We start from the raw sequence: 20678 nt of genomic DNA on the forward strand, positions 1-20678 counted from the left end.
CACAATGGAGTATGCCACAGCTTGAATTTAGTGAATCTTGACGACTGAGCTTACCTCTGCCACAATCCGCGCCTACGGATGGTGAAGATGATGGTGCTCAGACCTGCTGCCACAAGCGTAAGCCACATGAGGCGGCCGATGCTTGAACCGGTCGCAGCCAAGGGAACGACTGCGACATTGCTCTCGGTCTTTTCTTGCTTTGTCGTAGATGCAAGGGTAACCGACACCCAGCCCACAATCCTGCCGTCAGCATCGTAGACGGCAATCTTGTGCTCGCCGGAATAATCCGCAGGGAGCTTCACGTCAATGAACAGGGTTCCATCGGAAGCCTGCTGCACGATGTGAGACTTTCTACCATTCGTATCCGTGAGCAGCACCGGATCGGAATAGATGTAGGCAAACACCAACTCACCTACGTGCACACTCGATTCCTTCCCCAGAGAGATGCGATAGATCGAACCCGCCGCAGCGACCGGACTGCCAGAAGCAGTGCCCCGGTTGCTGTCGTTGAGCGCCTCAGTCGGAAGCAGCGCAGCAGGATCGAGAGCAGCTGGTTGGTCGTCTCCCGACTCGTCGTCCTTGGAATCGACGTCCGGTGGATTGTCTGCCGGTTCTTCCACAGGATCTTCATCGTCACCACCTGGTGGCAAGACAGAGTTGGACCAGTGCGCGAAGAAGGTCGTGTCAGCAGAAATCACCGTGTCCGCATTGATCTTTGTGCCAGCAGATGCGGCCGTATACCAACCATCGAAAGTGAACGCGGCAAGAGTTGGCTCGGGAAGTGAACCGACTTTCGAGCCGTCAGCAACCGTACGCGTGGCATCCGCCAGACCCAAGCTGCCACCGTTCGGATTGAAAGTGACCGTAAACTGCTTGGACGTAACAGTGATTTCGGACTGTGCAGTCTTCGCTCCATCCTGTGTGGTTACAGTAATCACAGCCTTGCCGGCCTTGTTCGCGGTGACTTTGCCGGTTGCATCGACAGCGGCGACTCCGCCATCAGAGGACGCGAATATTACATCCTTTACCGTCGCATTGCTTGGAGAAACGGTAGCCGTAAGCTGAGCAGTCTCACCTGCTACAAGTTCAGCAGACGCAGGCGTCAACGCAACGGAAGTTACCGAAACGTCAACCTTCGTCCAATGCGCATAGAAGGTAGTGTTGTCAGAAACCACGGTCGTTGCGCTGATCTGTTCGCCGTCTGATTGCGCGGTGAACCAGCCGTCGAAGACATAACCGTCACGCTGTGGCACAGGCAGGGATCCGATGGCATCGGTGCCGAGTATGTCACGGCTCGCCTGTTCAGCTTCCAGCTCACCACCGTTCGCATCGAAGCTGACCTTATATGAGGCAGCTTCCTCCATCACATAATATGAGAAGTGATCGGTGTAGAAGACATAATACAGCTTGCCATCAATCTCATCCACATAGCCACTGACCTTCTCACGCTTGTTGATCTTGGCATCGTAATGATAGACCTTCACCTTGGCAGGATCGAAACCGTCGGGAATCGGCATGTACACGGCAACCTGTCCATTCGGCTGAACGTTCTTATCCTCCTCCTCATTGACCAGATTGATGTCAAAGAGCTCGAACTTGCCGTTGGTCAAGGCATTCACCTTGTCATACACGGCCTTGTTCTGCTCGGCGGTTTCCTCCGCATCCAGTTTGGCAACGCTCAGCACCGCGCCCTTGGGAAGCACATTGTTGCTTTCGGCTGCAACTGTGATGCCCGTTGCTTCCTCGACGACCTTGTTGGGTATGTCAGCAATGGAAGTGGTCTTGCTTTTCACAATTACCGTGAACTTGGCGCTCTTACCGTTTGCCGTTGTCACGGTGACAGTCGTCGAACCCGGTTTGTATCCATATACATAGATGCCATTAGAATACGCATACACTGACGCAACGTCAGTATTGTCACTCTCTGCATCTATGTAATTCACAGTTGGGTTCTCAGGCGTGATACTCAAGAAATCATCAAGGTCCAAATACTGAGAGTTCTTTGCATCTACCACTACTTCTGACTTGGCAAGAGAGATATCCGTAGCAACTATCTCATCAGCACCCTTGCCTGTAATGGTCAGATTGACATCGACTCCAGCGCGATAGAGCAGCTGATAGGCGTTCTCGCCCAATTGTTTTGCCACAGGCCCATAGTTTGCAGAATATTCTCCGATGTAGAGATCGCCAGGCCGTTCAACATCTCCCGAAGAACCATAAATATGGTACTTATCCTTGAAAATCTTGAACGTTATCGACCTATCGCCGATGCTTGCAGAGAATTCCTTGCCGGCTGTTCCTTGATAGGGAATCAAGTCATGCTCCGTTGCCAAAACGTCAACCGACTTGCGAGGCAATGTATCTGGATCTACATAGGCGGTGTCGATATCGAGGCTCACAGGATATTTCGCATACTCGCCGGTCTGAGTGTCGTAGGCGTATGCGATATCTTGTGTGGTTCCGCCCTCATAGGTGCCGGTAAGCACGCCATCGCTGTAATAATGGTCGAACCACTTGTATAGATACGGCGCATCAATCAGAACACCGGTGTTGGCGGACGTGATGGAGGCCCTATAGTTTTCGTACATCGAAGAATAACTCGTATCTGCATATTCACTACGCTCGAAATATCCGAATGATGTCATCACACCATCACTATTGGTGGCTGTCTTTTCCTCCATGTAGTCCCAATTATCACGTTGAGACAATGCGATGGAAAATTCGGGCTTCTCGACATATTTGCGCGACTCTAACGAATAATCAATGGTATATACCTTGGTGATCACACGGTTCTTAACCTGATAGACAGTAAACGTCTTGGTAATTGGTGCAGCACCATCACCGTCATCAGCAACCGAATGCTCGAAATCGTACGTACGATATGCGTACACACCGTCATAATCGTAGCCATAGCTAAGGTAGTAAGCCGTGTTGAGATAGCTAGCGCCTGAACTGGCATGATTGCCCGAGAACGAAATCATCTCGTCTGATGAGGTGATTGTTTGCTCGGCGAAATCAGTCAAGCCAAGCTCTAGGTGCAACGTCTCTTCAGGCTTGTTGGGCAAGCCGGTAACGCGGTAATACTGGTAGTTGGCTTCATACGAAGAAGAGTTCGAATGCTCATAGACATGAGATGAAATCTCATCCAGTGTTTCGTCAACGGAGCAGTGCTGAGAATTCTCATAATAATCCGTATAGCAATACAAGGCTATGAAACGATTTTTGGTGCTGACTTCCTCATAGATATCGTCTTCATTATATTCCCAAGTCTTGTAATCACCATTGGCATCGAAAGTGATGTATTTGGTTACCGTCCGATGCTCGTTATACGCAAGATCAACGGCCTTGACCTTCCCATCAATGTCCGCGAAGGCTACGTCTTGAGTGAATTCCTTATCCTTTACCGTCTCGGGGACGGTGTCATCGATCACAATGTTGAGCCTTACCAGATGTTCATCTCCGTCTTCATCTTCCCAAGTCTGATACTCGACAAAAGACAGCTTATGAGTGAGTTCCGAGGTGATCGAGTGATAGAAAGTACCTGAATCCTGGTAGCTATCAGCAGTCTGTAATGACCACGCGAACTCGTATCTCCCGTATGTATACCCAGAAACGACTTGGAAATTGGGATTCTTTGTTCCTTGTGTATAGACTTCCGTCCCGGCAGGCCACCGGTTGTTTCGGTTGACCGAAATATCAAGCACATCTTCGGGAACTTCGCTAACCACGTTGGTGAGATTCAAGCGGTAGATCTTGACCTGCTCTGTCTTGGAGTTGTACAGGTAATACTGATATCGAAGGTGTTCCTGTTCAAGATAGACGGTTTGATTCTCCAAGGAACGCGTCCCGTTGGTATATGAATCCTCGAACAGCAGCCAGTCAGAATTCAAGCTCGCGACATCGAAGTTGCGATGTTCGTAATCCGGCGTATAGGCAACGAGCCCATCCTTGGTCTGTGTCTGTTTGCCAGATTCGCTCTCGGAAAACTCGACATCCAATGTTTCGGACGGTGTCTGCGAAGTCCCCTGGTAATTCAAGGTGAGCTGATATTCAATGAGCTCATCGCCGTCTCTGAGATACGCGGTACGCTTCTCCGAACGATCAGTGCTCAGATCGTACAGCCAGAAGTAATTCTCTTCGAAATCAATCACTTCACCAGATGCATCAGTATTGCTCTTGATGAGACTCAAGCGCACACTATAATCGCTAATTTGGCCCTGAACAGTCGTATTCTGGTTCTCAGAGGTCCGATACACCGACCGTCTGAGATTGAAAGCAGCACGGCCATCCTTGCTTTCGATGGTCTTGTATGTATATGACCAATATTCGTCTTCTACGTCTTCATCCCACCCGACAAACAGGTCGGCGAAGGTGAAATCGATCGTGTCTTCAACAACTTCGGTGACTTCTTCCTCACCGATGATCCAGCCGCTTCCCGAGGCATCCTCGGATTCATTGCTGTCAGCGCTAGTGCCGTTGTTGGTGTCGCCGCTTCCGGTCTCGTCGTCCGCAGACTCATCATTCGTGGCCTCATTCGCATCAGCATCCTGATTGGTCTGAGATGGCTTCGACGCGTCCTCATTGCTGGGATTGAGGACAGTTCCTCCATTAAGCTCCACAGCACTGTCTGGTAATTCACTTGTGGGTTCAGCCGCATCCGTCGTATTTCCAGGCAGAGCAGATGGTGGCCCGGAATCAGCCTGATTCTGAGCTGTGCCGCCGGTAGGCTGCGCTGCTGGCTCAGTTTGGGTTGAGCTCGTCTGGGCTGAATCGTTCTCCTCAACGGCGAATGCTGCGGGAGATACGAGCGCACCAAAGGTCAGACCGAGAAATGTCACACCGGTCACGAGAAGGCGGAATATGCCCCCCCCCCCCGACGTTTCTTGTTTATGGACACCATGCTTCATATATTGCTCCTTAAGATTTACTGAAAACTGGCAAGGCAAATCATTGACGACTTTATCATTGAAACAATACATAGTGTTAATTTTTATACAAAGACATAACACCAAATCTGGAAGCCCATCACCAGCAATATAGATCTACTAGCTTCCCCTGCGCATGCTCTACATACCAACGAATGGGAGCTCATGAACTGAGAGGGAGCAATCATTGAACATGGAACGTGACACGACCCATACCGTCAAACGCGGCAAGTTCAATGTATTCATCAATACAGCTTGGTGGGAGCCATTCCAATGATCTGAGCCTTTCAATCAGATTCGCACGCCTTCCTTCGACTCTATTGATGCTGCTGCACACATTGACACTTTCTGTGCGTGCGCCGCAAGTTCCCTGACCGCAATCGTAAACGGGTACGCAGCTTCGTCGCTGCCACGAAGTGGGGATGTGCCCTGGTTCGTGAGAATCCAGCATAAGGCGTTGCATCCTTGCAGCCAACAATCGGTGCAGCCAACAACGAGTGCGTCACCAACCCCGATCCGAGGCAGCCATGCCATCGCCAATGATGCTCTCAGACATTGGGTGAGGGCTTACGAATGTCGAGATTTCGAGTTTTGTGGCAATTTCTAGGTACAGTGGCTCGAAATCTCGCTCCTCAACGCTGTTTTTTTGAGTTCGCAAACGGATGAAATGGCTCACCCGCGAGTAGCGGCCTTTATGAACATACGACGGTGCGGAGTATTTTCGATGGAGAACACGTCTCCAAAAGCTGCGAAACCCTTCTTCTCATAAAATCCGATGACTGGCACCTGGGCGTTGATGACAATGTCGATGCCCGGCCAGCTTGCTGCACAGACTGCAAGTACCGTATCAATAAGTTGAGCACCATAGCCCTGCCCGCGAACAGAAAGCGCCGTTGCGACTCTTCCAAAGGTAATGTGACCATCTTCAGGAAATACTCGCGCATAGGCCAATGCTTTCTGATGCGTGCCATCCATGAGAAAAATGTGATGGGCATGAAGATCATGCTCGTCAAGGTCATGATATTCATGACCTTGTTCAACGACAAAGGTATCTATGCGCAGCTTCTCGAACGAATAGAGTTCCATAGCGCTCAACTCAGCAAACGTTCTATCGTGCCATTCCATGCAATCTCCCCCAGTAAGAATTCCAATACCCATAATGTAGCCTCAAGAATATATGAAGCATCGCCCCTATCCCTTATGTTTTACATAAGGGGCAAGATGACGACGAACAACCGTTCGATTCAGCAGACGACGCAAGAGAATACCAAGGCAGATCAGCAAAGCCGCAAGACTGATGATAACGGCACTGGCAACCCAGTCATGAACCCACGCTGAATCATCCCCAGTGGAAGCCAATGTCGTGCGCTTCGCAATGATCAGTAATCGCTGTGTATTCACGCCATAGGGGGTGCAAGTCATCAATGTCAGCAGATCCTGCTGCTTTCTGACTGTTACCCACGGCTTGACCTGGTCGGGATTGACAACAACGACTCTGCTGACCTGATATGCCAACTTCCTGTCAAGGACCTGAACATAGATCGTATCGCCTTTGCCCAATTCATCGAGTCTCGTGAACAGCAGCGCATTGGGCAAGCCACGATGCCCCGTAAGCACTGTATTCGTAGACGTTCCGCCAACTGGCAGCGAAGTCCCGTAGAGATGCCCGGCACCTTGGGCAAGCACCGCGTTTGACGTACCATGATAGATCGGAAGTTTCAACGATATCTTTGGTATGCTCACCGTGCCCATAACACCTTCAGCAACGTTGAGCAGGGATTGATACTGCCTATCCGTTTCAGAGCGACTGTCACCATTCTTGGCGAATGGATCATAGACCTCGCCCATCACGGACTGACCGCTGGTAGCCAGTTTCGCATTGTATTTATGGGCTGCCGCAAGCTCCTTCCGTCTCTGAGCTGCAGACAAGGATGCTGCTTCCTTGTCAGTCGCGCGGGCGATCTGTGCCTGGCTGTACTGAGCACTCAATTGAACCCCAACGGGCACAAGGATTGCCAATACAGCACTTACGATCAGTACGGATGCGATTATGTATAATCGTGCGGTTTTTTGCTGCTGAACACTCTTGTTCCGTGCATCGTTGAAAACCGCAGCCCAGGATGGTGCATCATGCTGTTCAGTCAATCAGACGCTCCCCCAGGTTCAGATAATGTGAGACATCGCATGGGCAATGTCGGCAGTGCCCCGAACATTCCGTCATGGCCCAAATAATCCATATGGTACAGCGAAGACCGCAAGGACTTCACAACATCATAGTCTTTGCGGTCTTCATGATTGTCAATCTTGGCATCGCTCCAAACAAGCCAGTTGCCGACACAATCAAGCAACAGGCAATCAAGCAATCAGCGGTGCTCAGATTTTCTGAGATGATCTCTTAGCGCGAAACAATACAATGCCTGCAGCGCTTCCAAGAATCACAGCAATCACTGCGAACATGATCAGACCTGCGCCACCTGTCAGAGGCAGCTGAGTCAACGATGTCACGTTATCGACAGTGAATACATTGTTGCTGAAACTCACAAGTCCTGCAACACTTTGGTCGCCAAGTGAAAGATAGTTCTGGTTCGAGTTGTCTTCCGTACCGGTAATGGTAACCGTGAAACTTGGCAGTGCCATGTGCACATAGCCATCCAGTGGCTTCGTTTCTGTAACCTGGTAATCGCCGGGTGCCAGGCCACCGATGTTGAGCTTTCCATTCACATCGGTGCTGAGCACCTGAGTGGCTGACTGTCCATTGGGATCCTGAATGTAGTTGCCGTCGACCTCCGTGAACTTGATGGGCGTATCAGAACCGCTCTTTGAAACCGTGAATTGCACGCCCTCCAGCTTGGACTTGGTGATTCTATCTTCCTTCACCAGGGAGAATCCGAAAGTATACACATGCATTGCAATCGGAACGGTGGTGGTGATGTCCGTTGCATCGCTTGGTGAAGACGAATAAGCGAGCGATGCCGAGTTGTTCAAGTCGTCGCGGAGCACGTTCACCGTTCCATTGACCTCAGAATCATAGGTAACATTTACTGATGCACCGTTAGCCTGCTCAAGGATTGACCGCGAAAGATCGATGACCAGCGTCGTCGTTCCGTCGGCATTCACCGTTGCCGTAACCGTATAGTCATCGTTCAGTGTGAGAGTCTTCGCCGAGTCCCCGGAGCCAATCACTACCTTGACGGAATCTGGAACATACGTCAGATCCTTGGACATCGTCTCGGTGAATGCATAGGTGAAGGCAGTATAACCTGTGGTGTTGGGAACGGCACTGGTCAGTTTCCATTCGACATTCTCACCACCACTGACATAGGGATTCTGCGCGTCCACATTGACCATGGTCTTGGTCATGGCAAGTGCCTGATTCTTGATGTTGATGACGCCCAATGTCTGACTACTCAGATCCTTGCCGCCGATTTTAGTTTCGACGAACATCGGAATTGATGCGGTATACCCGGCACGCTGTGTGGCGGAAGAGGTATCGACAACCACGTATACGCCTTCTGCAAGGTTTGAAAACTCTGCAGTTCCATTGCTTCCTGTTGCAGTTTGCTTGTTGCTTGTCGCAGCAGGCACCGCGGTATTCACAAAATAGTCGCTGGCGACAAGAGCCGTCAGGAAGTTTCTCATTTGGCCGCCGTATGGGTACGTTGCACTGTCCTGGAATTGCTTCGCCACCCATGCAATGGTATTGTCCTCAGGCACCGATGCGACGATATCGGATTTCTTCACTGCGGCAAGGATTGCGGAATTCAATGCAGAATCCTGCAATTCAGTGACGTTCACACCGCTGTAATTGCCATTGGCATCCGTTGAAATTCCAGTCATGTCATACGCGCCGAGTCGCACGGCAGCGAAGGTATGCCCGTTGACATCGTCGCCCTTGCCGTCTGCAGAGTTTATGGTAATTGATGCGTCGTCAGCACCCGTATCTGCAGCATTCGCCGTAGATGCCCCAACAACGCTTACGGCAAGCATTGAAGCTGCTACCGCAACAATTGCCATGCCCCTTTGAAGAATGTGTTTCATGAGTGTGTTCCCTTTCTTAAAAAATAGTTGAGATATAAAAAGTTGTTGTTGATGCATATGCTCAGAATCCCGCTAGGTTCCCGGTCTGGAGCGTTGAGCCTGAATCAGCATGCCCACTGCAAGCAATGCAGCGAACCCCGAGATGATGAACAGCGGCCACCAGCTTGCGATTCCAGCACCACCGGTATTTGGAAGCACAACCAGTGCCGGAACCAATTCATTGGTCACGGTTACATGCGAAGTCTGACCAGCAGCAATGGTGATGCTTGGTATCGAATCCAACTTCCATGCCGCACCCGTCACATTCGCAGGCATTGCCTCGGAGAACGAAATTACGGTCCCCGCAGGAATTGTGGACGGGCCCGCTACTGTTTGCCCTGCCTTCACGGTGAGCGTCCCCTGAATCGAACCGTTGTACGAATATGTGATCGTGTAGTTCGGCGAAACCGTGGATGGCAAAAGGCCGTTGCTGTCGATAAGCTTTTTCGTGAGATCGAAACCTCCGACCTTGGGAACCGTGGTATTGGCGAAGGTCGGCGATGTGACCGTCTGCGTCATATTCTCGTCCGTATACCACTGAGTCACTGCGCTTAAGGTACTGGATCCTGACACCACCACCGTGACATAGAACACCTGTGAATTCGGGTTGTAGTCTGAACCGGGACTTTCCTCGCTGACTTTATATACATAGGTGCCCGCTGTCGTATATGTCTCGACATTTCCAAAATCAATGCTTCCCTTTGTATTCGTAACGCTCTGTTGCGCGAAGTCTGCAGCCCCGTCTGGAGCGGAAACGCGAGTGATGTCGAAGACGAATTGCCCCGAAGAGGTCGGTACCGCACCATCCACCGTCGTATCAAGACTGATGTTTGCCGTTGTCGAAGGGCAGGCGGTCGGCAGCACCCCATCGAAAAGATTGGTATGAATCTCGTAGCCCTGGTTGAGATTGGTGAAGTTCTTTGCAATCAACTGGCCTTCAAATGCCATGTTGGAAGAAGGCAAGGTCACACTGGCATTGGGCGCATAGATTGAACCGCGTAGAGGATTTCCCGACTGTGCAGCTTTGATACTGACGCTTCCGGAGATATCCGAGAGGTCAAAGAGCAGGTAACGAGATCCCGAACCATATTGTGCATTGTTCGCATCATACATATAGGAAGGCAGACTCACCGTTCCATCAACGATGTCGCTCTGCTGGACCTTGATGATGAGCGGACTCTTCTGCGAATAGCCTGGAATTGAAATCTTGGTCGGAAGTACCGAAGTTCCGAATTTCGACTTAATCGCGTTCAACGTGATCTGGTTTGGGCCAGAAGTGTTCAAAGTGATGGCCATTTCATTGGCGTTGCCCGATAACGTTGGCATATTCCATATACCGGTCTGGTTAAGCAGCGCTGTACCCTTGTCTGCTGGGAACATCGATGTGAAGCTTTCACCTGATGCAGTGGTGAAGTTTTCTTTGACTCCCGAAGCGTCGCCATTCCAAGTATTGACATCAGATTTGATATAGCCCTGACCGTTTTTGCCGTATTGCGTTCCAGTGTTGTTGTACTGTGCAAATAACCCCGATACGGAATTGACCAGCTTGCCGTATCCTGAAGCTCCGCTCGCACCCGTCCATCCTTGACTTTTCACATAAGGTGTACGCGTTGAGGCAAGGTTGTAGTTGTTGAAGAGTGCACGCGTCGGCTGTCCGTCGATCACAGGCGCGGCATATGTGGAACTGGGAGTGGAACCAGGCATAATTGGATAGTCGTACGTACCGGATTGGAATGTAGCTGTTCCACCTACTGCGATCGAGCCTTCCATCTCACTGTTTTCCAGATCAACATCACCGAATGTGAAAATGGTGAAGCCTGTGGATGAGCCGTTGGGCGTTGATGCAGCCATAGGATTGGCAACACATGTCTGCGCCGAGGAAGTCAGCGTCGCAGCGTGAGCAATGCGCGGAATTCCAAGCATTACAGCGCTTGCACACAGAAATAGGGACAACAGTATTCGCGCATACCTGCGGTTCACGCATGTGCTCATAATTGTCCCCAATCAATGTCAATGGCATGGCAGTGCCAATTGGCATAACTTTTTCACTGAAATTGCGTTCCCACACGCACGCCCATCCAGGGCTAATCTGTGATTTGCAAATGAAACCATGCTGCTGAAATTTCAGCGGCCCAACATCCCCAAAAAATTACATTCACATCATTCAGTTCATTACCTACGCTTTGTACTGAAAAGCTAATTTAGTTAACTATTAATGAAAAATAAGCCATTTTGGATGATATCACCAACTAATTCACCCTTTTTATCACCCGAAATCAGCACTGCTTCCAAATGAACTTAAAGATAAGCAACACACCGTTTTGAGATGTATGTCACATTACAGCATAGGTAGCTACAGGGCTTTTGAATCATTTTCTCCCGATTGAGAGAACCTGAATTCCTTAATCTTTTCTAGGGCATCCGACCGGTTCGACACTCCTAGTTTCTTATAAATCGAACGGACTTGCGTCTTGATGGTATTTGTCGAAACGAACAAAGTATCTGCCATCTTTTTTATCGTGAACCCTTGAATCAAATAATCCGCAACAACCTTTTCACGCTTGGTGAAACTCACTACCTGAATGCTCGGCTGAGTTTCAACCGTGCCAGTTCCCCTGTTCGGCAGAAATCCGGAAACTCGTTCAATAAACTCCGGTTCCTGCTTGGAAAGACGTGTACGAATTTCAGAAAGGATCTTATTTGGAATTCCAATCGAAGGAGAGATGAAACCAACGTCGACAGAGAGATGAAGGCTTCGTGAAAGAGCGATGCACGCCTGACTATGCATGCCCAGCATTTCGAACGCGATTGAACGGCGCTCATATATCAGAATCAGGGTGGCCACGGATGGATTCTGTGGGTGTTCCAGAAACTCCTTCGCAGCGGTAAGCACCTTGTCTGCATTTCCAAGAGCGATGTATGCAGAGTATTTCAGTGGTTCAAAGCTCAGAGTTCTCCCCTTGCGATCCTTTACGTTGAGAACCGTGCTGAGGGCAGCAGCGGGAGCATTCAACTGAAGGAGTGCAAATGAACCGAGATATATTGCCATTTCGTAGAACACCGGATAACACGAAAATGAGCATGTTCCGCCTATGGCACTGTCCATGACGCTGGTAAGTTCCTGAAAGCGATATTGGCGGAGGAGCCTGATAGCCCGAACAAGTCGGCGAGCGGAAAGCACGATTTTCGAATCGTGAAAGAGGTCTTCGGGGATTTCTGACTGCTGCGGAAACGATATTGACATCTTCGTTGCCTGAATGCGCTGCATATGTGTCGAGACTCGCTGCAGAGCAATGCTCAACGGCCAGGATTGTGGTGAAAAACCCGCCACGTTGCTTGTTTCGAGAGCAGGAATGATTGCGGCAGATGCCTCATTCAGCTCCCCCGCGAAGGCCTTGGAACATGCGTACAGACTCTGTGCCCAGAAATAGATCTCTGCACTGTAGCGATGAATGATGCCAGAGCGCGAATCCTCCGATTGCTCTATCTCTGTGCGGAGCTCACGCGTATATTGCACGGCGGTTGATGCATAATCAGTCGAATGCCTGGTATCACCCATTAAGAGATATGCCTGAGCGATATTGCAGTTTATGACGGCAATATCCGATCTATGCATATGAATTGAATCCGTCAGCAAGGTTCTGACAAGCATTCTCTCTACAAACTCAACTGCTTCTTCTGGCTTGCCAGCATGAATCAACGACTGAAGAACCGCTACACGAAATCGCAATGATGTGAGCAAATCCTCATGCGTTCTCAATCCAAGAATCAGATTCACATCCGACATGCGCAGCGGTGACGCTTCAGGAATGTCGGCATAAAACATTCGCTCTATGCTTCCATCGATATCCTTATTCACGTGGATTTCGCCTCATTGATTGAATGGAGAAACTTTAACGGCCTTTGCCGAATGCGCTGAGACGAACGCCATTCCAATCGTGCGAGACAGTGAGAGGCATTGCCGCATTCATGCCTGCGGTCTTCGCAGCGTTCTCGACTGTGCTTGCGCTTGGGGCGCCTGGTCTGCCAGGTTTAGGACAAAGAATCCACAAGGGGCCATCATCACCCAACACTGTGTATGCATCGACGATGGTGTCTGCCAAATCATCCTCGGCATCACCATCCCGCCACCAAATTACAACGCCATCTACGGCCGAATCATAGTCCTCATCAACAAGGTCTTCGCCTGTAACGTTTTCAATTTGTGAGCGGATGCCGTCGTCGACATCATCATCCCACATCCACTGCTGAACAATGTTTCCAGGGTGGAATCCGAATTCTTCTGCTTTCTTGGTTGTCGCTTGAGCCACGCCCTAAGCATAACAAGATAGGCGAACAGAATGTAAACCATGAGCGTCGCAATTGAGAAAATAGTCAACATATGAACAGTGCATGCTTCAGAATGTGGGCATGCCACATCTCTCAACACTGGCAATTTTTCAGGGCCGGCAATGTTCTTGGCAACCCTGTTGACCTCTTTTACTCTCCCTGTTCACTTTTGTGAAGCCGTGCACTGCGGCAGCGTGTCACCCTTGCCTTGACCGATGGTCACGAGGGACGAATACGCATTCGAAATCGTCGATACCTTCACCACATGCAACCCGGATGGAATATGGCCGACCACTTCATCACAGTTTGATGCAGGAGCAAGGAACCAGGTTGCACCATCGCGCAGCGCACCCAGCATCTTGAGCCGAATGCCGCCTATTGCGCCAACCTTGCCGGTCGCATCCATGGTTCCGGTACCAGCTATGGTTTTTCCGCCGGATTCATTCTGTGGCGTGAATAGGTCAATGGCACCCAGGGTATACATCATCCCTGCAGAAGGCCCCCCGATATTATCCACATGCATCTTGATTGAATAGCCTGACGTGTCGATGCCCTTCGCCTTCAGAAAGGCGAGCGCCTGCGATTCGGCGGCACTCTGGGAGCCGCTCATCTCCGCCTTGTTTTCCTTCTGATATTGGTCAAGTGTCTGCCCCGTCGGCACAACGGCCTCACGGGGAATCACATCCGCATGTCTGCTGAACCACGAAGCAATCACCTGCAGATTAGTCACTGGATATCCGGGAATTCCCTGGGCGTTCACTGTCACCAGCAGCAGCGAACCCTTGTCTTTGTATGTCTTGCCACCAGAAACGCTGATCACCGATGTCGTGCCGGATTTTGCAAGCACATTCTGTGTTGGTCCTGGAGTCTCGATCACATATAGTGAAGGCATCAACAGGATGATCACAGCAAGGATGAATCCTACGGTTCCCAAAAGATATGAGGGCGATCGCCGTGCAAAGAAGTCCCCACTACGCCTACGAACCGCTTTCAATGCGCCTTTGGCTGACATTGAAGCTTTCCACTGCTTAACGCTCATAATGCTAATACTATTGACAACACAGACAGGAACAAAGCGATGTGCGCATCTGGCATTCCCCCTGTTGAACACAGCAATGAGGGCGCTCCAGCAATGTCAAGTTCTCTGAAAGTTCTCTGGGAACACCACCCACCACACACGTGTAATCTAGTCAGCACAGAGTCAATACAGGGAATCACCAACCACTTTGATACGGACGGGCGTTATGGACGAGAATGCAATTCACCAATGGCTTATACAATGCTTTGGGCCGGTGCAGGGAGAGGCCGCATGGGCTCAATTCTCTCAGCTGCCCAATGAAGTTCGCGACCAGATCCTCTCTCAAGGCGCAGAGGGCTTGCCCAAGCCGGAAGAGGTGCAATCCCTGATCAAGGCTTTCTCAGCGGGCGGATTGAACACCACAGGAGACGTGGAACGCACGATTGAGAAGGGCCCGGTCAACACTGACCTTGCCAAGTCGATTGCGTCAAGCACCATTGCTTCAGACGGTGCAGAGAGCACGGTCACCGCCGAGGAGGCACAGACGGCTCGTGAGGCAATCAGCGCTTCAGGGCTATGGCTCGACGCCATCAGTGATTTCAATCCCGCATCTGGCGAAATGCAGGTTCTGACTCGTGATGGCTGGCTTGAGAACACGATTGCCGCATGGGCGCAGTTCTCGGCACCGGTGGTTCAATCAATGAACGATGCATTGTCAGCAGTCTTCACCGAACGATTTGGAGATTCCTTCGAGAGTCAGGTCTCGGGAATGTTTGCAGGACCTGTGCCAATTCCAATTCCCGATAATCTCAAGGATCCCGGTACCCTGATGAAACTGTTGGGCAACACGTCATTCTCCATGCAATTGGGGCAGGCGGCCGGCAAACTGGCCAAGGAAATACGCGGCAGCTTCGATCAGGGCATTGCGTTGCAGTCAAATCCCGCGGGCGCGCTGATTCCTCAGAATATCTATGAATATGCGCAGTCTCTTGAGCTCGATGTACACGAAGTCATGAGCTTCCTGGCATTGCGCGAACAGACGTATGCCCGTCTCTATGCTTCTGTGCCGTGGCTGATGCCTCGCTTCGAGGCATTGATCGGCAAGTATGCCCGCGGCATCACTATCGATCTTGATGCCATGGAAGATCAACTCCGCGATGCTACCGACATGAACCCTGAATCGATTGCTGGCGCTGTGAATCTGACCAACGTTGGAGCCTCCGATACTCCAGAACAGCGGGAGGCGCTCCATAGTCTTGCCGATCTCCTCGCACTGGTCGAAGGATGGGTTGACTGTGTCGTATGGCGTGCCGGCATGGCACATATTCCACACATTGAACAGCTTCGTGAGATGATTCGCCGTGAACGCGCTGTCGGCGGCCCTGCGGAACAGACGTTTGAATCTCTGATTGGCTTGGAACTGCGTCCAAAACGTCTGCGTGAGGCTTCGCAGATCTGGGAGCAGCTCACTGCAGAAGGCGGGCAGGAGCTTCGAGATTCGAAATGGAGCCATCCAGACCTACTCCCCAGTTTGCCATCCGATTCCACCTCAGCCGACGGAACGGAAGACTCGGATCAATATCCATCCGAGTCCACAGGTTCATCCGAAACATCTTCGAACGGCCCCAGCAAGATTGATTGGGACGCAGAACTGAGCAAACTGCTCAACGATGATCACAACGACAATCCCGACAAGGACTAAGCCGCACTCTTCCAGCACACGTTGTGCTTTGCGAGTCGGTTTCTCCACAGGTTGTGCTTTGCGAGTCGGTTTCTCTAGAATTCTCGCCAAAAACCGACTTCTAAAGCACAACCTGCCACTGCTCTTCGTTATGCCCGGCCACGGAGCAGGAAGCGGCTTGGCTTTCGCTCGGTGTAGCCGTTGCCGCGAGCGGTTTTTGCAAACGAGAGTGTGAGCACATCCTCGGCTCTCGTGATGCCGACATACATGAGCCGTCTCTCCTCTTCAAGACTGCCATTCTGCCCCGATCCGAAGGGAATGAGCCCTTCCGAGCAGCCAATGATGAATACATGGGAGAATTCAAGACCCTTTGCGGCATGAATGGTTGAAACCGTAACTGTTCGAAGTGCATTTTTTGCCGCCCGAGAGCGTTCCTCATCAGTTTGCGAGGCATCCTGATCCTGCACGCGGCTCAAGGCCTCAGCTTGGGCCGAGTCAATCCTGGAACTCTGCCATCCTGAATCGGTGCGAACCTGATAGCGGATCTTTCTCTCGCCAAGCGCGGCGCACACCGCTCGTTGCTGGGCATTCACTCGAGTCAGAATTGCGATGGAGCCCATATCCCGGTCCGCTTTCAGCATGCGTGAAATGCGTTGGGCAATGGCCCCGACTTCACTCGTATCATCGGGGAACACAACCGTGTTGACACGCTTGCCTTGCTCACGTGGTGACTGAAGTGTGAGATACGTCTCGCTATCTGGACTTCTCGAGAGCACCATGTTGGCGTAATTCACGATCTGTGGCGTCGAGCGATAATCCGTATTCAGCTCAACATCAGCTGCAAGTGGTCCAAACTCCTCGGCAAAATGACGCAGATAGTAGCTACTTGCCCCTGCGAATGAATAAATCGTTTGCGCTGCGTCGCCAACTACACAGATTGATCTGCCTTTGCCCATCCACAGCTGCAAGAGTCTGTGCTGGAGCGGGGAAACGTCCTGGTATTCGTCAACGGTCACGTGTTTGGTACGCTTTCGAATACTCTCGGCCACTTCAGGATGACGCTCTATAATGTTGCAGTCAATCAGCAGAATATCATTGAAATCGATCTGATTGCGGCTCGATTTCTCCTGTTCGAAGGCGGACATCACCGCTGCCATCGACTGCGGATCAAGGTCTGCAGGTGGTACTCGATGCAAGGCAGAGCACACGCGCACATAATCATCTGGAGCAATCAGCGAGACCTTCATCCACCCAATCTCTGCGAGAATGTCCCGCATGTGCATTGCCTCGATATCGTCGGTGCCCGACACGCGTTTCAAGGCAACGGCAAGCAAAGCTCTTGGATCCTCAATAATCTGCGGGAATGGCGCATCACTGAGCTCATACCAGGCAGTTCTGACCTGAGACAACGCCGCAGAATGGAAAGTCGCTGCCTGTATTGCCTCGCTCGCCCCCAAGCGCATCAGCCGAGTTTTCATCTCTTCAGCGGCCTTCACAGAAAAGGTAACTGCCATGGTTTCACCGGGATTCCATGCCCCTATCGAACATGCATATGCCATGCGATGTGTTATGGTTCGGGTTTTTCCGGCACCGGCACCCGCAGTGATGCGCACTGGACCCTCAATCGTCGACGCCGCTGCATACTGATCGTCATCAAGCGACTTCAAGATTTCGTTATCACGAGGATTTTCTGCGTGCAAAGTTGTCACTCTTTCATTGTCTGAGGCATGGCAGACTTCAACTGGTGGTGTGCGTGTATTACTGTGGAAACGTGACCACTGAAAGCAACCTTACATTGGCAGCATTGGCATCAGCCACCATGCCGAACATCGCCGTGTCCGGAATAAGCGATGGTGAGCAACTCGCAGCTCAAGATATTGCTGCCGGAATACGCACGGCAGTCATTCGCGATACCTCGGGACACCTCTATGATGTTGTCGCTGCAGCCAGGCAGCAGGGCAAGAAATTGCTCAAATCGCAGGTTCACGCCGCTTTGGCCCTATCAAGAGCCCGAGAAACCGCCGGTCTGGGTTTTTCAATAGAACGCATCGTATCTTACGAAGCAGGAGACGATAAGGAAGCTTCGACTGGCACTACGGGTGTCGTGATGGCAGCTCATTGCGATGGTCATCCCCGCAAGCTCAGCGCGCTCACCATTGACGAGTGCATGGCCGTAGGCACGGCAATCGGCGCCATTCATCGTATGCGCCCCAACTTTTTGAAGGATGAATCCTACCCCTGTTACTCTACCGAGCAGATTCACCGACAACTGACCGGCTGGATCCGCACATTATCCAAAGCTGGTCACATTCCTCGCGAGATAACGTCCAGTTGGGCTCAGATCGTTGAAACAGAAGGCCTGTGGTCATTCAGTACATGCACGGTGCACGGTGGTTTCCATGATGGTGACATCATTTTCAATGGTTCCAATCTCACCGGAATACATCGCTGGCAGAACATGCAGATGAACGATCCGGCAAGAGACTTGGCTTGGATTTTTGCAAAACTTGATGAAGAGCACAGGAATGCGCTGCTCTCGTCGTACGGGCGCATGATGGGTTCCAGACTCGATTCCCTGATCATGTTGCGCGCCAACCTCTGGCTTCAGATGGAAAAGGTCAGCGATCTGATTCAGGCCCTCGACAGTGCCAACAATGATGCCATCGTCACGTTCCGCGCCGAGGTGGAGCGTCTCGCCCATCAGATTGCCATGAAGCATGTCGACATGCAAAAGGTGCCGGCTCACCGCGATCCAAACGCAGGGGCACCATCGACCATCACCGTTGGCTCTTTGCTTGCTTCTGGAGATGACTCCGACGCTTCACGTCATGCGGCACGCCACGCATACAAGGGCGATGAGTCTTTGAGACCCGCAAACATCAATGACATGAATGGCATCAGTGGATCCACTGGAACCACTGGGCAGGGGCATCATCCAACGCTGAATCATGCGGTAGTGTCACCAGAAGATTCGCTTCGTGACAAGTCTGCCGCACCTAAGGCACCTGAATCGACGCGGCATTCTGGCAATGCTGGCACATCGCAATCCATCGACTCTGCCAACCGTCTGGATGATCATAACGATCTCAACATGGATGATCATCCGACAGAAGTGGTTCAGGCAGCTGAAGTTGCCAACCGACATCAGCAGGATCAGGAGACAATCGTCATTCCCGTTCAGAAACTTCACGATGCTGTTGGCGAACACAATCAGACGAAAGACAACAGCTGACCATAGAATGCCTGAGAGATGACTTGACGGTTCCATCTTGGAATTCGAGAGGTCAACAACGGCATCGCACAGTATCAATGATTCGGAGGAATTCATGGAAATCGAAATTGGCATCAGAAACGTCGCACGAGCACTCAACTTCAGCGTTGATGCCACGGCAGACGACATTTCAAAGGTTATTGACGACGCAGTTGCCGGCAGCAAGCCCATCAATCTGACCGATAATCGCGGACGCCGCATCGTCATCCCGACTGATGCCCTTGGATATGTGGTTGTCGGTTCGGATATCGCTCACCCAGTCGGTTTCGGAGCCTTATAAGCTCGCATGTGCCGCAATATTGAGTCTCGTATGCCAGTTTACGGATTCATTGTGAACTTCACGAAGTAGTAAACCTTATTTTGGGCTTGATGGCGTTGCGTTTTCGCTTAATATTAGGCTTGTTACTGCGCGAAGTTCACAATGAGCGCATTTTTCTCAGAGCAGGCCAAGAATTCCCTGTTTGACGATTGCCGCGGCAACATTGCCCGGCGCAGTGTTCTCACCGAGCAGATTCGGCTTACCCTTGCCATGCCAATCCGATCCGCCGGTCATGATCAGATGGTGATCCCTTGCGATGCGCGACAACCTGTGTTGCTGAACTCGGAAATTATCGCGATGCCAGATTTCAAGCCCATCAAGACCTTCTGCAATCAACGTCTCTATCTGCGCATCCGATAGCAGTTCAGGATTGCGAGCAGTCGCTCCAGCATGAGCCACCACCACGACTCCCCCGGCGGCATGCACACATCGAATCACTTCGTGAGTCGATGGCGAAGGCGTTGGAATATAATACGGACTTGAGGACGAGCATATTCCATCGAATGCCTGTGATCTATTGTCATACACTCCGGCGTGAACGAGCGCATCAGCAATATGCGGACGTCCCACCGTTGTTTTCTCGCCCTCCCCGACCTGAGCGAGCACCGAATCCCAGGTTATCGGGTAATCCATGGCTATTGCCTCAACCATCCGCCGTGTTCTCTTCAGACGTGCCTCACGGGTGGCCACGAACATATCAATCATCACTTCGTTGTTGGGATCATAGAGATACGCAAGCATGTGCACCGATGTATGCATGTCATATGCAGTGATTTCACTGCCCCTGATCACGGGAAATTCATATTGTTCTGCCGCATGAGCCACCTCATGCCAACCCGCGTATGTGTCGTGATCGGTTATTGCAACTCCCTGAAGTCCCAGTCCCTTTGCCTGTTTCACCAGTTCCGTAGGGGTATATGTGCCATCCGAAAATCGAGTATGACAATGGAGATCCCACCGCGCGTCTGCCGAAAATGCCTCGTTACTTTCAGTCATACGTACCATCGTAGGCTTAGAATCGTAACTATTGTTGTTGGGACAACCCTGCGTTGTCTCAA

Annotated in this window: 14 protein-coding genes; 4 read left to right on the top strand and 10 right to left on the bottom strand. The window is 51.2% G+C overall.

Annotated features, from left to right (window positions below; all coding sequences use genetic code 11):
- Positions 1-50: 50 nt before the first annotated feature.
- From BAQU_RS08895 to BAQU_RS08910, 3 genes are all read right to left on the bottom strand, one after another.
- Positions 51-4907: an InlB B-repeat-containing protein gene (locus tag BAQU_RS08895; RefSeq protein ID WP_158215683.1), complete on the bottom strand. Its 4857-nt coding sequence runs from the start codon at positions 4905-4907 to the stop codon at positions 51-53.
- A gap of 690 nt (positions 4908-5597) precedes the next feature.
- Positions 5598-6050, bottom strand: a complete 453-nt coding sequence (locus BAQU_RS08905) for a GNAT family N-acetyltransferase (RefSeq protein ID WP_094694926.1) — start codon at positions 6048-6050, stop codon at positions 5598-5600.
- A gap of 66 nt (positions 6051-6116) precedes the next feature.
- Complete coding sequence (locus tag BAQU_RS08910) at positions 6117-7070, bottom strand: class C sortase (RefSeq protein WP_143241998.1); 954 nt, start codon at positions 7068-7070, stop codon at positions 6117-6119.
- Positions 7071-7162: 92 nt separating this feature from the next.
- On the opposite strand from BAQU_RS08910, the gene BAQU_RS10465 reads away from it, so the two are divergent.
- Positions 7163-7324, top strand: a complete 162-nt coding sequence (locus BAQU_RS10465; protein ID WP_158215684.1) for a hypothetical protein — start codon at positions 7163-7165, stop codon at positions 7322-7324.
- Here BAQU_RS10465 and BAQU_RS08915 read toward each other — a convergent pair.
- The 5 genes from BAQU_RS08915 to BAQU_RS08935 all read right to left on the bottom strand — a co-directional run bounded on the left by BAQU_RS08915 (position 7299) and on the right by BAQU_RS08935 (position 14370).
- The gene (locus tag BAQU_RS08915) at positions 7299-8963 is read right to left on the bottom strand and encodes a SpaH/EbpB family LPXTG-anchored major pilin (RefSeq protein WP_158215685.1); all 1665 of its coding nucleotides are present in this window, start codon (positions 8961-8963) and stop codon (positions 7299-7301) included. The genes BAQU_RS10465 and BAQU_RS08915 overlap by 26 nt on opposite strands.
- A 72-nt stretch (positions 8964-9035) precedes the next feature.
- A complete protein-coding gene (locus BAQU_RS08920; protein WP_158215686.1) occupies positions 9036-10925 on the bottom strand; it encodes a collagen-binding domain-containing protein in 1890 nt (629 codons plus the stop codon).
- Between the two features lie 430 nt (positions 10926-11355).
- Entirely contained in the window at positions 11356-12861 is a 1506-nt protein-coding gene (locus BAQU_RS10535; RefSeq protein ID WP_211277152.1) for a helix-turn-helix transcriptional regulator, read from the bottom strand.
- A 34-nt stretch (positions 12862-12895) separates the two neighbouring features.
- A complete protein-coding gene (locus BAQU_RS08930) occupies positions 12896-13312 on the bottom strand; it encodes a DUF3052 domain-containing protein (RefSeq protein WP_094694826.1) in 417 nt (138 codons plus the stop codon).
- A 182-nt stretch (positions 13313-13494) separates the two neighbouring features.
- Positions 13495-14370 carry a YlbL family protein gene (locus tag BAQU_RS08935; protein ID WP_415447718.1) on the bottom strand — a complete coding sequence of 292 codons (876 nt, stop codon included), beginning with the start codon at positions 14368-14370 and terminating at the stop codon, positions 13495-13497.
- A 205-nt stretch (positions 14371-14575) separates the two neighbouring features.
- On the opposite strand from BAQU_RS08935, the gene BAQU_RS08940 reads away from it, so the two are divergent.
- Entirely contained in the window at positions 14576-16051 is a 1476-nt protein-coding gene (locus BAQU_RS08940) for a zinc-dependent metalloprotease (RefSeq protein ID WP_094694830.1), read from the top strand.
- A 128-nt stretch (positions 16052-16179) separates the two neighbouring features.
- Here the strand turns inward: BAQU_RS08940 and BAQU_RS08945 are convergent, their stop codons facing one another.
- On the bottom strand, positions 16180-17739 hold the full coding sequence (locus tag BAQU_RS08945; RefSeq protein ID WP_244568502.1) for an ATP-dependent helicase: 1560 nt from the start codon (positions 17737-17739) through the stop codon (positions 16180-16182).
- 62 nt (positions 17740-17801) lie between these two features.
- Here BAQU_RS08945 and BAQU_RS08950 point away from each other — a divergent pair, with 62 nt between their 5' ends.
- Positions 17802-19262, top strand: a complete 1461-nt coding sequence (locus BAQU_RS08950; RefSeq protein WP_094694832.1) for a phosphotransferase — start codon at positions 17802-17804, stop codon at positions 19260-19262.
- A 94-nt stretch (positions 19263-19356) separates the two neighbouring features.
- Positions 19357-19581 (top strand): DUF3107 domain-containing protein, encoded by a 225-nt coding sequence (locus BAQU_RS08955; RefSeq protein WP_094694934.1) that lies wholly within the window; start codon positions 19357-19359, stop codon positions 19579-19581.
- A 156-nt stretch (positions 19582-19737) separates the two neighbouring features.
- On the opposite strand, the gene BAQU_RS08960 is transcribed toward BAQU_RS08955, so the two are convergent.
- Positions 19738-20616 (bottom strand): PHP domain-containing protein, encoded by an 879-nt coding sequence (locus BAQU_RS08960; protein ID WP_094694834.1) that lies wholly within the window; start codon positions 20614-20616, stop codon positions 19738-19740.
- Between the last annotated feature and the right edge of the window lie 62 nt (positions 20617-20678).

Source organism: Bifidobacterium aquikefiri, from assembly GCF_002259795.1.
Classification (GTDB): Bacteria; Actinomycetota; Actinomycetes; order Actinomycetales; family Bifidobacteriaceae; genus Bombiscardovia; species Bombiscardovia aquikefiri.

Bases quoted from the DNA above. Each gene is read 5' to 3' on its own strand.
- BAQU_RS08895 (WP_158215683.1), bottom strand. From the start codon at position 4,907: ATGAAGCATGGTGTCCATAAACAAGAAACGTCGGGGGGGGGGGGCATA.
- BAQU_RS08905 (WP_094694926.1), bottom strand. From the start codon at position 6,050: ATGGAATGGCACGATAGAACGTTTGCTGAGTTGAGCGCTATGGAACTC.
- BAQU_RS10465 (WP_158215684.1), top strand. From the start codon at position 7,163: ATGGTACAGCGAAGACCGCAAGGACTTCACAACATCATAGTCTTTGCG.
- BAQU_RS08915 (WP_158215685.1), bottom strand. From the start codon at position 8,963: ATGAAACACATTCTTCAAAGGGGCATGGCAATTGTTGCGGTAGCAGCT.
- BAQU_RS08920 (WP_158215686.1), bottom strand. From the start codon at position 10,925: ATGCTTGGAATTCCGCGCATTGCTCACGCTGCGACGCTGACTTCCTCG.
- BAQU_RS08935 (WP_415447718.1), bottom strand. From the start codon at position 14,370: ATGAGCGTTAAGCAGTGGAAAGCTTCAATGTCAGCCAAAGGCGCATTG.
- BAQU_RS08940 (WP_094694830.1), top strand. From the start codon at position 14,576: ATGGACGAGAATGCAATTCACCAATGGCTTATACAATGCTTTGGGCCG.
- BAQU_RS08955 (WP_094694934.1), top strand. From the start codon at position 19,357: ATGGAAATCGAAATTGGCATCAGAAACGTCGCACGAGCACTCAACTTC.
- BAQU_RS08960 (WP_094694834.1), bottom strand. From the start codon at position 20,616: ATGACTGAAAGTAACGAGGCATTTTCGGCAGACGCGCGGTGGGATCTC.